Source organism: uncultured Negativibacillus sp. (assembly GCF_944388365.1).
Classification (GTDB): domain Bacteria; phylum Bacillota; class Clostridia; order Oscillospirales; family Ruminococcaceae; genus Negativibacillus.
The window spans coordinates 1-12,281 of sequence record NZ_CALXIN010000003.1; the positions used below are offsets into that span (position 1 = coordinate 1).

General features: G+C 50.8%; 12 protein-coding genes and 1 riboswitch. Of the genes, 6 read left to right on the plus strand and 6 right to left on the minus strand.

Annotated elements, in window-relative coordinates:
• From rpmG to rplA, 5 genes are all read left to right on the plus strand, one after another.
• On the plus strand, nucleotides 1–108 hold a 108-nt coding region (gene rpmG / locus Q0L39_RS00795; protein WP_296626489.1), incomplete at its 5' end, for a 50S ribosomal protein L33.
• A gap of 20 nt (nucleotides 109–128) precedes the next feature.
• Nucleotides 129–347, plus strand: coding sequence for a preprotein translocase subunit SecE (gene secE, locus Q0L39_RS00800; RefSeq protein ID WP_296626437.1), 219 nt, complete (start codon nucleotides 129–131; stop codon nucleotides 345–347).
• 45 nt (nucleotides 348–392) lie between these two features.
• A complete protein-coding gene (gene nusG, locus Q0L39_RS00805; protein WP_296626438.1) occupies nucleotides 393–914 on the plus strand; it encodes a transcription termination/antitermination protein NusG in 522 nt (173 codons plus the stop codon).
• 162 nt (nucleotides 915–1,076) lie between these two features.
• Complete coding sequence (rplK, locus tag Q0L39_RS00810) at nucleotides 1,077–1,502, plus strand: 50S ribosomal protein L11 (protein WP_296626439.1); 426 nt, start codon at nucleotides 1,077–1,079, stop codon at nucleotides 1,500–1,502.
• A 62-nt stretch (nucleotides 1,503–1,564) separates the two neighbouring features.
• Complete coding sequence (rplA, locus tag Q0L39_RS00815) at nucleotides 1,565–2,254, plus strand: 50S ribosomal protein L1 (RefSeq protein WP_296626440.1); 690 nt, start codon at nucleotides 1,565–1,567, stop codon at nucleotides 2,252–2,254.
• A 664-nt stretch (nucleotides 2,255–2,918) separates the two neighbouring features.
• Nucleotides 2,919–3,019, minus strand: a riboswitch (purine riboswitch).
• Between the two features lie 170 nt (nucleotides 3,020–3,189).
• Here rplA and spoIIID read toward each other — a convergent pair.
• Nucleotides 3,190–3,501, minus strand: coding sequence for a sporulation transcriptional regulator SpoIIID (gene spoIIID, locus Q0L39_RS00820; RefSeq protein ID WP_296626441.1), 312 nt, complete (start codon nucleotides 3,499–3,501; stop codon nucleotides 3,190–3,192).
• Between the two features lie 173 nt (nucleotides 3,502–3,674).
• Here spoIIID and Q0L39_RS00825 point away from each other — a divergent pair, with 173 nt between their 5' ends.
• Nucleotides 3,675–4,145, plus strand: coding sequence for a GNAT family N-acetyltransferase (locus tag Q0L39_RS00825; RefSeq protein WP_296626442.1), 471 nt, complete (start codon nucleotides 3,675–3,677; stop codon nucleotides 4,143–4,145).
• A 77-nt stretch (nucleotides 4,146–4,222) separates the two neighbouring features.
• Here Q0L39_RS00825 and Q0L39_RS00830 read toward each other — a convergent pair whose 3' ends face one another.
• The 5 genes from Q0L39_RS00830 to Q0L39_RS00850 all read right to left on the minus strand — a co-directional run bounded on the left by Q0L39_RS00830 (nucleotide 4,223) and on the right by Q0L39_RS00850 (nucleotide 12,253).
• Complete coding sequence (locus tag Q0L39_RS00830; protein ID WP_296626490.1) at nucleotides 4,223–4,981, minus strand: aminoglycoside phosphotransferase family protein; 759 nt, start codon at nucleotides 4,979–4,981, stop codon at nucleotides 4,223–4,225.
• A gap of 887 nt (nucleotides 4,982–5,868) precedes the next feature.
• Nucleotides 5,869–8,490, minus strand: a complete 2,622-nt coding sequence (adhE, locus tag Q0L39_RS00835) for a bifunctional acetaldehyde-CoA/alcohol dehydrogenase (protein WP_296626443.1) — start codon at nucleotides 8,488–8,490, stop codon at nucleotides 5,869–5,871.
• 334 nt (nucleotides 8,491–8,824) lie between these two features.
• Entirely contained in the window at nucleotides 8,825–9,658 is an 834-nt protein-coding gene (locus Q0L39_RS00840; RefSeq protein ID WP_296626444.1) for a class C sortase, read from the minus strand.
• Entirely contained in the window at nucleotides 9,655–10,485 is an 831-nt protein-coding gene (locus tag Q0L39_RS00845; protein ID WP_296626445.1) for a class C sortase, read from the minus strand. Before Q0L39_RS00845 ends, Q0L39_RS00840 begins: the two co-directional genes overlap by 4 nt.
• Nucleotides 10,486–10,504: 19 nt before the next feature.
• Nucleotides 10,505–12,253: a SpaH/EbpB family LPXTG-anchored major pilin gene (locus Q0L39_RS00850; RefSeq protein ID WP_296626446.1), complete on the minus strand. Its 1,749-nt coding sequence runs from the start codon at nucleotides 12,251–12,253 to the stop codon at nucleotides 10,505–10,507.
• Between the last annotated feature and the right edge of the window lie 28 nt (nucleotides 12,254–12,281).

The window sequence follows — 12,281 nt, forward strand, 5'->3', positions numbered from 1 at the left end:
CGTAATTACAACACAAAGAAAAACAAGAAAAACGATCCTGACAGACTTGAGATGAACAAATACTGCAAGTTCTGCCGGAAACACACACTTCACAAAGAAACCAAGTAGGCGAAAGGCGGGCTGTTTAAATGGCTGATGAAAAGAAACCAGGCTTGCTGAAACGTATCGCCTCGAAGCTTTCCCGTTTTATCAAAGACACAAAGGGTGAAATGAAGAAGATTGTCTGGCCGAGCAAAAAGACCGTTGTCAACAACACCGGTGTTGTTATTCTCGTCCTGGCAGCATTCAGCATCTGTATTGGAATTGTCGACTTCGTATTCAATGCAGTTGTCGGTTTGTTCCACTAGTCGAAAGCTTACAAGAACATCTACACCAGCGGAGGGATTTACACTATGGCTGAAACTCCAAAATGGTATGTGGTGCACACCTATTCCGGTTACGAGAACAAGGTAGCATCGGATATCGAAAATGCGGTGGAAAACCGTAAGCTGCACGATTTGATCGCCGGCGTCATGGTTCCTACCGAAAAGGTTGTTGAGATCAAAGACAACAAAAAGCGTGAAGTGGAGCGCAAGATTTTTCCAGGCTATGTGCTTGTCAACATGATCATGACAGATGATTCCTGGTATGTTGTCCGCAACATTCGTGGAGTGACCGGCTTTGTCGGACCTGGTTCCAAACCGGTTCCGCTGTCTGACGAAGAGGTAGCTGCCCTTGGTGTGGAGAAAAAACAGGTTGAAGTCAACTTTGAAGTTGGCGACTCTGTTAAGATCATTGACGGTTACCTTGACGGCTTCATCGGTGTTGTGGAAGAACTGGACACCGAGCGCAACATGGTCAAGGTGGTCGTTTCCATGTTTGGAAGAGAGACGCCCGTAGAGCTTGAACTGGATCAGGTAGAGACAATAGAATAAATATCGTCTTTATGAGGTGACTTAAAACCATAACCCGTTTTAGGTCGTGCCCGAAAGGGTTTGTTCTGCTGTTTTTGCACTGGGTAAAAACAGCACAGTGGGAGGGACAAAAATTTTTACTCTGTCCCGACTGACCACATTTTATGGAGGTGCAATTTACTAATGGCTCAGAAAGTTACCGGCTTCATTAAGCTGCAGATTCCTGCCGGAAAAGCGACTCCGGCACCACCGGTTGGCCCAGCTCTTGGTCAGCATGGTGTAAACATCATGGCATTCACCAAAGAATTCAACGAGAGAACCAAAAATGATGCAGGTCTGATCATTCCAGTTGTAATCACTGTTTACGCTGACAGATCCTTCACTTTTGTTACCAAGACCCCTCCGGCTGCTGTACTCATCAAGAAAGAGTGCAATATCCAGTCCGGTTCCGGCGTTCCAAACAAAACCAAAGTTGCAAAAATCACAAAAGCACAGTTGCAGAAAATCGCTGAGATGAAAATGCCAGACCTCAATGCTGCAAGCCTGGATGCTGCTATCAGCATGATCGCAGGTTCTGCTCGCGCAATGGGCGTCGAGGTAGTTGACTAGTACTCCCCGGGTGGGAGGAGATTTCCGCATTTACCACTCAGGATAAGGAGGAGTAATTTAAAATGAAACACGGAAAGAAATATCAGGACAGCACCAAACTGGTTGATACTGCTGCTCTGTACGATACCACCGAAGCAATCGAAAACTGCCTGAAAACCGCAAAGGCAAAATTTGACGAGACCGTAGAAATCCACGTAAGACTGGGTGTTGACTCCCGTCATGCTGAACAGCAGGTTCGTGGCGCAGTTGTACTGCCAAACGGAACCGGTAAATCTGTTCGCGTACTGGTATTCTGCAAAGGCGACAAAGTTGACGCAGCTCTGGCTGCTGGCGCTGACTACGCTGGTGCTGAAGAGTACATGCAGAAAATCCAGGGCGGCTGGATGGAATTTGACGTTGTCATCGCAAGCCCTGACATGATGGGCGTTGTTGGCCGTCTGGGTAAAGTTCTCGGTCCAAGAGGCTTGATGCCATCTCCAAAAGCCGGCACTGTAACCCCTGACGTTGTAAAAGCTGTTCAGGAAGCAAAAGCTGGTAAGATCGAGTACCGTCTGGACAAGACCAACATCATCCACTGCCCAATCGGCAAAGCTTCCTTCGGCGTTGAGAAACTCCAGGAAAACTTTGAGACCCTGATGGGTGCCATCGTAAAAGCAAAACCAGCAGCAGCAAAAGGTCAGTACGTTAAATCCTGCGTTCTGGCTACCACCATGGGCCCTGGCGTAAAAGTTAACCCAGCTAAGTTCTGCTAATCGGCTTTTGGCTGAAGATAGAGAATAATAAAACCCCTTCCGCAATGCGGGAGGGGTTTTTTGCGTGCTGGTTTCTGTGGCATGACGAAAAATAATTCGTTTTGCAATGTATCCCCGAAAAGTTCCCAGTGGGAAGTTTTCGGCAGTAGAAGCCTCTAGCTGGATACAATATCACGCTTTGGTTTCAGCTAATACATTCGCTCATTGGAGCAGGAAAGTTTCAATCGAGCGAAACAAATAATTTTGGCTCAATAGCACAGACAGCAGAAAAATCTCCCACTGGGAGGTTTTTCTGGCAAGTGCGCAACGCTTATCTGTCAAGGGGGCTTTTCTCTTACAAAAGCCCCCTCTGTTTCAATCCAAAATTTGGATTGAAACATTCACCCGCAAAATGCGCCTGACGATAAAAGCTTTTCGCTCGTTGCGACGAGCGACTAAAGGCTCTGCCTTTAGAATCCGCGAGCTTTTTGAAAAAAGCTCGACCAAAAACTTTTATTCTTGCGCTAAAACTCCCCTAAGAGCCAAACACTTTTCTTTTGGCCGGACAAATATGGAACATATTTTGTCCTCTTTTCTATGCAAAGAAAAGGTAAGCAAAAAGCACCGGCGAAATGCCGATGCTTTTTGCTTATACGGGAAAAAGACAATATTAAGAAAATATCAAAAGAAAAGATGAACTGTTCATAGTGCAGACGGTTGCGGCCGACGCGTAGAAACTCCTGCCCCAATCGACAGGTTTATATGAACAGCCTCAAGCTTGTGTGCAGCATGTGCACAACCAAAAATGAATGAATAGAAAAAGAAGTGTGAAAACTTATTACTTTTACAGTATAGTCAATTTCATGCTAAAAATCAACCTTTTTGTTTATCTTCTACGTTTGCAAGTGAAATTTTTGGATAGATAAATGATTTTTCACACTTCTTTTCTTTCATTTTTAGGAGTTTTCACGCTTTAATCTGTTAAAATTTCTGTTTATTTTTACATCCTGTTTTATCCGCCTGATATTCTCATATTTCTCTCTGGTCGCCATGCCTCCGCGGATGTGACGTTCCTGTTTGTTCCGTTCCAGCACTTCCTTGACCTGCTGATACAGCGTCGGACTGAGCTGCTTCAGCCGCTGGGTCACATCTTTATGTACCGTACTTTTGGACACTCCAAACCGCTTTGCAGCCTGTCGGACGGTGGTGTCCTGTTCTATGATATACTGTGCCAGCTGGACGGCACGTTCTTCCGGTAAGCCCTTCACGCTCTCCCCTCCCACAAATTTTGGTTTTCACCCCTATTCTATGCGGGAAGGCGGAGCTTGTATCCATTGTTTCGCAGGCTTTTCTGCGAAATAGTTTGTCTGCTTAAAGGTGCTTGCTTGCTTTTTATCTTCTGTTTGCTTATACTGAAAAAAACACCAAAGGAGGAATTTCAATGACCATTCTGGAAACTTCTTTAACCGAAGATGTTGTTTCTCGATTGATCGAGCTGTCCCGCGACTGGGAGAACGAGGGCAGCTGCCACGGCTATCGTGCCAACACATCCGACGATCTGGAGGGTCGGCGCATCTTTCTGGCGATGGAAGATGGTCAAATTTGGGGCTATCTGTTTGGCAAGATGGAAACTGCCAATAAAACCAACTCGATCATCACTGAAGGAACCCCTTTTTTTGAGTTGGAAGAACTGTACGTCCGTCCAGCTGTCCGCTCAAAAGGAATTGGTCGTAAGATGTTTTGTCATGTGGAAGAACTGCTGACACAGGAAGGCGTTCCATTTCTCTTTTTAAGCACTGCCACCAAAAATTGGAAAGCAATTCTGCATTTTTATCTGGATGAACTTGACATGGAATTCTGGAATGCCCGCCTGTTTAAGCGGCTGAACCTCCGTAACGATCATTTGCTGTAAACGACAAAAACCCCGCCGCAGTTTTCTGCGGCGGGGTTTTTGTGTAAGAGTGACGTATTTATGCTACAATGAATGGCTTATTGATATTCTACAACGTCGATCCAGCGCATCAGGAATTCCTTTTCGGTTTCCTTCTTCTTGGTCAGTTGAGCAGCAGCGACGATCGGCAGCCAGCGGTTAACATACTGGCGTGCAATGTCTGCCTTGGTGCAGAACAGCTTCATGTACAGATCTGCTTTCTTCTGATCCTCCAGTGCAAACAGCAGATAGGTCATGGCAGCATCTGCGGAGGCATTTCCCTGTGCAGCGTGTGCCCAGTCGATGACCCACAGCTTGCCTTCGTTGTCCACGATGACGTTGGTCGGGTTAAAGTCGCCGTGACAGAGCTTGTTGTGCTTTGGCATACTCTGCAGGCGGGTTGCCAGCTCATAGCGGGTAGTTGCATCCACCTCTTTGAGTGAATTGATCTGATCCATCAGTTTATGACGCAGCGTCTTGATGGTAGGGACGCGCTGTTTGTGGACTTCCAGCTGCAAGTCGACGAACAGTTCCATGTATTCCTGCATTTTATCTGGATGTTCCAGCATCAGCTCGGCAAGGGTTTTGCCCTCGACCTTGCTGCGCACCAGACACCAGCCTTCGTCGGTCGAGCAAACCGACATCAGGGACGGCACGTTCAGCGTGGTATTTTCCTCCACCAGAGCTTCGTTGCGCGCCTCGTTGAGGACATCGGACTTTTTATACTGACTGTCAAACACTTTCATGACCTGGGTATCGGTCGCATATAGGGTTTTGTGCGGCCGTGTAAAGATGATATTCTTTTCTGACATCTTGATGGGTTCCCTCCTTAATATGGTTGTCTGCCCGTCTTTGCGCCGTAGGCAAACAAAAGTTTTTGGTTGAGCTTTTTTCAAAAAGCTCATAGGGGTACGGGGGCAACGCCCCTGTGACATTTCAACAATATAAAATAAAAATCGTTAGAGGCAGGGTGCCGTTTCGGTGCTGTGGTGCGAGAGCACCGTTTCCCAAAGGGAAACTTTATTTGTTTTCGCCTGTCTTTGCGCCGTAACCAAATACTTTTCTTTTAGCAAAGAAAAGGTGGTAGGGGTTGTGACATTCCAACAATATAAAACAAAAATCGTTAGTGGCAGGGTGCCGTTTCGGTGCTGTGGTGCGTGAGCACCGTTTCCCAAAGGGAAACTTTGTTTGTTTTCGCCTGTCTTTGCGCCGTAGGCGAACAGAAGTTTTTGGTTGAGCTTTTTTCAAAAAGCTCATAGGGGTACGGGGGCAACGCCCCTGTGATATTTCAACAATATAAAATAAAAATCGTTAGGGGCTGAGTGCCGTTTCGGTGCTGTGGTGCGTGAGCACCGTTTCCCAAAGGGAAACTTTATTTGTTTTCGCCCGACTTTGCACCATACAAGCCAGAGCAAGTTTCTACCGTCAAAAATCATCCACCGGATAATTTTTGAGGAAAGTTTATACTCTTAATTGGTTTTCGAGAACCTTTTCTCTTGCAGAAAAGGAGATTGAAAACTTTTCTCAATCCCGAGCTCTCCCAATGAGCGCCTGACGATAAAGGTGTTTCGCACTCTGCGGAGTGCGACCAAAGGCGTTGCCTCTGGACACCACCACCTTTTGAAAAAGGTGGACGAAAACTTTTGTTCTGTCCTCCCGCTACCCGTCTTTACGCCGTAGGCGAACAGCGTGCAGGCTCAGCCTGCTATTTTCCGTAGTACGCTTTGAGGTACATCTCTTTAATCTCGCTCATCAGCGGGTATCTTGGGTTTGCACCGGTACACTGATCGTCGAAGGCGTCCTCAACCATGCGGTCCAGAGTTTCCAGGAAGTATTTCTCATCGACGCCGTACTCCTGAATGCTCTTCTTGATGCCGACTCTTGCCTTCAGATCTTCGATCTTCTGAATGAACAGCTCCAATGTCTCCTTATCGTCCTTGCCGCAGACACCGCAGAAGTGTGCACATTCTGCATAGCGGGAAAGGGTATGTGGATACTGATACTGGGAGAAGGTTCCCATCTTGACCGGAACTTCCTCTGCGTTGAATCTCAGCACATAGGAGATCATCAGTGCGTTAGCAACGCCGTGCGGCAGGTGATGATATGCGCCCAGCTTATGTGCCATCGAGTGGCAGACACCCAGGAAAGCGTTTGCAAATGCCATACCTGCCATACAGGAAGCATCCGCCATCTTTTCGCGGGCATACGGGTCATTTGCGCCGTTTTCGTAAGCGCTTGGCAGATATTCAAAGATGCTCTTCATCGCTTTGAGCGCCAGACCATCGGTGTAATCGGTCGCCATGATAGAAGCATACGCTTCCAGTGCATGGGTCAGTGCGTCGATACCGGAAGCACTGGTCAGGCCCTTTGGCTGGGTCATCATGTTGTCTGCGTCGATGATCGCCATATTGGGCAGCAGCTCATAGTCTGCCAGCGGATATTTGGTGCCGTCGCGGTCATCGGTGATAACAGCAAACGGAGTAACCTCGGAGCCGGTACCGGAGGAGGTTGGGATGGCGACAAAGTATGCCTTTTCGCCCATCTTCGGGAAGGTGTAAACTCTCTTGCGGATGTCCATGAAGCGCATCGCCAGATCCAGGAAGTTGACCTCTGGATGCTCATACATCACCCACATGATCTTGCCGGCATCCATTGCGGAACCGCCGCCCAGTGCGATGATGCAATCCGGTTCGAAGGCGCGCATTGCATGTGCGCCAGCTTCTGCGCAGGAGAGGTTCGGGTCAGGAGCAACCTCATAGAAGCAGGTGTGCTGGATGCCCATTTGGTCGAGTTTTTCCTCGATCGGTTTGACATAACCATTCTTATACAGGAAGGAGTCGGTGACGATGAAGCATTTCTTCTTGCCCATCACGGTTCCCAGCTCATCGAGTGCAACCGGCATACAGCCCTTCTTCAGATATACCTTCTGCGGTGCTCTGAACCACAGCATATTCTCTCTCCTCTCGGCAACGGTCTTGATGTTCAGCAGATGTTTGACGCCCACGTTTTCGGAAACCGAGTTTCCTCCCCAGGAACCACAGCCGAGGGTCAGGGATGGGGTCAGTTTGAAGTTGTACAGATCGCCGATACCGCCGTGGGAGGATGGTGTATTGATTAAGATACGGCAGGCCTTCATCGCTTCTGCATGCTTCATGATCTTTTCTTTCTGTGCCGGATGCACATACAGCGCCGCTGTATGACCATAGCCGCCGTCTGCAACCAGACGTTCTGCCTTGGCGATCGCCTCGTCAAAGTCCTTAGCGCGGTACATTGCCAGCACCGGAGAAAGCTTCTCATGTGCAAATTCCTCGGAGATATCCACCGATTCAACCTCACCAATCAGGATCTTGGTCTTTTCCGGAACGTTGACGCCTGCCATCTGAGCGATGGTGTTTGCGGTCTGACCGACGATCTTGGCGTTGAGTGCGCCGTTAATCATGATGGTGTGGCGAACTTTGTCCAGCTCATCGCCCTTGAGGAAGTAGCAGCCGCGGTATTCAAATTCCTTCTTCACTGCGTCGTAGATGTCGCCGACAACGGTGACCGACTGCTCGGAAGCGCAGATCATGCCGTTATCGAAGGTTTTGGAGTGGATGATCGAGTTGACCGCCATCTTGATGTCAGCGGTGTCGTCGATGATGACCGGTGTGTTGCCTGCACCGACGCCCAGTGCCGGCTTGCCGGAGGAATATGCCGCCTTGACCATGCCAGGACCACCGGTTGCCAGGATGGTGTCCGATTCCTTCATGACCTCGTTGGTCAGCTCCAGACTTGGAACGTCGATCCAGCTGATGATGTTTTCCGGTGCGCCTGCTGCAACTGCTGCCTCATAGACAACCTTTGCCGCTGCAATGGTGGAAGCCTTTGCTCTTGGATGTGGGCTGATGATGATGGCGTTGCGGGTCTTTAAGCAGATCAGCGTCTTAAAGATGGCAGTCGAGGTCGGGTTGGTGGTCGGGATGACCGCTGCAATCAGACCGATTGGCTCGGCAATCTTTTTGATGCCGTACGCCGCATCCTCTTCGATGACGCCGCAGGTCTTGGTATCGCGGTAAGCATTGTAGATGTACTCAGCCGCATAGTGGTTTTTGATGACCTTGTCTTCTACGACGCCCATGCCGGTTTCTTCCACAGCCATCTTTGCCAGCGGGATTCTTGCCTTGTTGGCTGCCATTGCCGCTGCAAAAAAGATTTTGTCCACCTGTTCCTGTGTGTAGGTGGCAAAGATTTCCTGTGCCTTGCGCATCTCTTTCATGCGTGCCTGGAGCGCTTCAACGTTGTCAATGATCGTCGCTTCTGGTGCCACTGCATTTGTCTTGGTTGCCATCTCGTTTTCCTCCTGTTTCTGACTGATCTATCTTTGGATATGTTAATTTGTTATTTAATTAACGTTATTTATTTAACAATATCAATTATAGTATGTAAAGGACAAATAGTCAAATACTTTTTTCGAAATTTCCCCGAATTTATTGCAGAAAAATCAGATATTCTAAGCTAATATTTTAGCTATTTTAAATAAATCCATTGTAAAACGTGAAAAATCCGCCGCTTTTATATCGAGAATCTCTATTGGAAGTGATCGCCTTTTCATCGGATACTTGATGAGAAATTTCTCGACGGCATAGAAAAAGACCTGCACGGTAAAACCGTACAGGTCTTTTTTATCTTTGGTGTTTCTTTTGGTATCTTGCCCTGATTTGTGTTCCCACTGCTATCAGCACAAGCAGCAGCCATACGGCTGTGCTTGCCCAGAAGATCAGCTGTCTGCGTTGGGTCTGGCTGGAAACCTTCGGAGCGTCGGACGGTTCGTCCGACTGTTCTGCTGTGGAAACAGCGGCTGTCTGCTCCTGTGTCTCCTCCGCCTCCACACGCTGGCCGCGCACCAACAGGCGGTGGCTGTTAACTCCATAGGGCACGCAGGTGATCAGCGTCACCATGTCCTTGCCTTCTTCGATTTGCAGTGCATCGGTCTGCCACGGCTCTACCGTCAGAATCTGATCTGCCTGATAGCAAAGCTCCTCTCCCATCACATACAGAGAAAAGCGGTCGCCGATTTCCAGCTGTTCCAGCTCGGTGAACATCAGCTGGGAGGCAAGGCCGCTGTGGCCGGCAAGCACCGCATGGGTGCTCTCGCCGCCCACCGGAAGGGAGCTTCCGCTCAGATGACCGATGCCCTTGCGCAGAATCTGCTCGGTGGTTCCTTCGTAGATGGGCAGATAGACGTCGATCTTTTCGATCTCCACATAGCCCAGCAAGCCTTCCTCTCCACCGGAAGGCTGCTGACTGGAGAAGGCATCCTCCAGCGCAGACTGCTCTGTGCTGAGCTGCTGGTTGTATTGCTGCGCCTGCTGCCGCTGGCTGTCCTGCTGGGTGCTCTCCATCTCCTGCTGATAGGCTTCAAACTGTGCGCGATACTCCCGCTGGGAATACAGCGACGAAAGATACGGATAGTTGAGCAGCCCAAGTCCCACCAGAACGATCAGCAAAAATATCACCTTTCGGATAGGTCCTTCCTCCTTCTGCGCCGGTGCGATACCACGCCGGCAATGGCGGCTGCTCCTCCCAATGCCACAAATCCCAGCAGCACCATGCGGTATTCCAGCAGCCATCGGCTGTGGGTCTGCTCTGTGCCGGCGGTTTGCACCGTCTCCTCGGTGCGCTGTCCGCGCACCAGCAGGCGGTGGCTGTTGATGCCGTACGGCGTGCAGGTCATCAGCGTGACCAGATCCTCTCCGTCCTGAATGTACAGTGCATCCAGCTCCTGCGGCTCCGCCACCAGAATCTGATCCACCCGATAACAGAGCGTCCGGTCAAGGACCTTCAGATAAAACAGGTCGCCGATCTCCATCTGCTCCAAATCGCTGAACAGCCGTTTTCCTGGAAGTCCGGCGTGAGCGGAAAGCACGCAGTGGGTGCTCTCTCCGCCGGTGGGCAGCGAGCTTGCCTTGAGGTGACCCACGCCCTCCTGAAGCACCGCTTCCTCGGTGCCATGAAAGATCGGCAGCGACAATTCCAGCTTTGGAATCTCCAAAATTCCCATTTGGCCGTCGCCCAGTGGGTTGAGCTGCTGCTCATAGCTTTCCGGCTCCGACTGCTGCTCTGTGGCAAAAGGGTCGGTCACCCGCTCGCTTCCCTGATGCAGGAGGCGGTTGTACGCAACCGCCTCCTGCCATTCTTCTTCCAGCTGTGAGGTAGAAACCTCTCCCTGCACATACTGCACCTGATTCTGATACAGCCATTGGCTGACAAACGGATAGACTGCAAGCCCTGTGCCCAGCACAATCGCCAGCACTGCCAGCAGACTGGTCCATCTTCTTTTCACAATCTTCCTCCTCGGTCCATCAGCTGCGGCCTTTTCTGCGGGAAAGGACCAGATAGACGACTCCGACCACAATCACCAGCAGACCGCCGGCGGTAAACATCCAGCTTTCCATGCTGCCGGTGTTCGGAATGTACATCGTTCTCGGGTTGACGACGCTGAGCTTGATCAGGTCGTCCTCAATCGAGGCACTGCCCATCTGTCCGTCCACCAATGTTCTGGTCACATCCAGACGTCCGGTATACTCCCCGTTGACCTGCTCGCCGCACAGCGTGATGCAGATGTCCTCGTCGGGCAGTGCATAGCCGTCCGCCGTCTGGATTTCTCTCAAGTAATAGGTGTCCTCCGCCAGGCCATAGAGGGTGAATCTTCCGCCCGCATCGACGCTCAGACGGTTGGAGGCGGCATCTGCGCTGACGATGTAGCTGCCGTCCTCCTGCTGCTCGAGCAGCACCGGCTGTTTGTCCTCGCCGCGGTACAGCTCAAAGACGACGCTGCCATTTGCAGGAGTGTTCTGGTCGCCCAGATACTTCTGCAGCCGGACGCCGAAGCTGTAGCTGTGCACCACATCCCAGCGGTTCGTTTCTTTCCATCTGTCCGGCGGGTCATCCGGCGGATTGGTTGGCGGGTTGGTCGGCGGATTGTCTGGAGGGTCCACCTCGCTGTCGTAGTTCATCCGCGCACTGTTGGTCGCATCTGCTTCGGTGACCAGCGCGGTATACTCCACATACAGCTCCTGCCCTCTCAGCGCTTCCACTTTTTGGAGGCCCTGCTGGGTAAATTGCAGCAGCACTCTGGTGCCGCCCACCGCATCCTTCTGATCCTGCGGCAGGTCTGTGGAAAGCAGATTCTCCTTGATCGTCAGCTGGTAGTCCGCGCCCTCCTGATAGGTCTGTCCGCGGATGTCAGTCACGCTGAGGATGCGCTTAAATTCCAAACCCTTGGTCAGCACGTCCTCCACCGAAAAGGCGGTCAGTGTTTCATATTCGCCCATCACCGGTGGATTGATGGTCAGCTTAAACTGAAGCACATCGCCAGGACTTGCAGTAGCGCTGCTCTGCTGGGTGCCGTCGCTTCCGATGACCTTTTTGTCCAGCTTTTCATACACCAGACCGCTTTTGGCCGAGATGGTGACGTTGGTCTGCCAGTCTCCGCTTTTTCCCTGCGGCAGCGGGAAAATCAACGGGCTCTGCGGCTCCACGATGTTGATGGCATCGCCGTTGATGTCCTTGGCGTCGTCGATGTTGGACTGTACCAGCAGGTACAGTCCGAAGTCCAGTGCCGCCGTCGCTTTGCCGTCCTTACCGGTAATCATCTTTTCGCCGGTGATGCCTGAAAGAGTGACGTTGGTTTTCCCTTCCAGCGCTTCATTGATGCTCTGCTGTGCGCCGGCATTGGTGTAAAAAAAGTAGTTAGAGTCGCTGCCGTCGGCAAAACCTGCAATACCCAGTGTATTGGCAACACTCTCCAGGATGCCGTAGCCGGTTTGCCATTCTTTGCTGCCGGTCTGGATGTTAAACAGGTCGCCGATCCTGTAGGCGGTATACTCCACGCCGATGACCGGCTTGGGTTCCTGCCCGCTGATGTTGTTGATCATCTGCTCCACCGTCAGATTGGCGGTGGTGGTGCCAAGATCGTAGTCATACGCGGTGACTCTGGTCGCTGTCCAGCCGTCCGCTCCGACCGGAGCGGACAGACACCCTGCGATGAGCAGGACCGTCAGCAGCAGCGCGGTCAGCGAAAAACAACCCTTCGATCTGATTTTTTTCATCTTGATTCGCTCCTTTGCTCGGAAATGT

Bases quoted from the DNA above. Each gene is read 5' to 3' on its own strand.
- secE (WP_296626437.1), top strand. From the start codon at position 129: ATGGCTGATGAAAAGAAACCAGGCTTGCTGAAACGTATCGCCTCGAAG.
- nusG (WP_296626438.1), top strand. From the start codon at position 393: ATGGCTGAAACTCCAAAATGGTATGTGGTGCACACCTATTCCGGTTAC.
- rplK (WP_296626439.1), top strand. From the start codon at position 1,077: ATGGCTCAGAAAGTTACCGGCTTCATTAAGCTGCAGATTCCTGCCGGA.
- rplA (WP_296626440.1), top strand. From the start codon at position 1,565: ATGAAACACGGAAAGAAATATCAGGACAGCACCAAACTGGTTGATACT.
- Q0L39_RS00825 (WP_296626442.1), top strand. From the start codon at position 3,675: ATGACCATTCTGGAAACTTCTTTAACCGAAGATGTTGTTTCTCGATTG.
- adhE (WP_296626443.1), bottom strand. From the start codon at position 8,490: ATGGCAACCAAGACAAATGCAGTGGCACCAGAAGCGACGATCATTGAC.
- Q0L39_RS00850 (WP_296626446.1), bottom strand. From the start codon at position 12,253: ATGAAAAAAATCAGATCGAAGGGTTGTTTTTCGCTGACCGCGCTGCTG.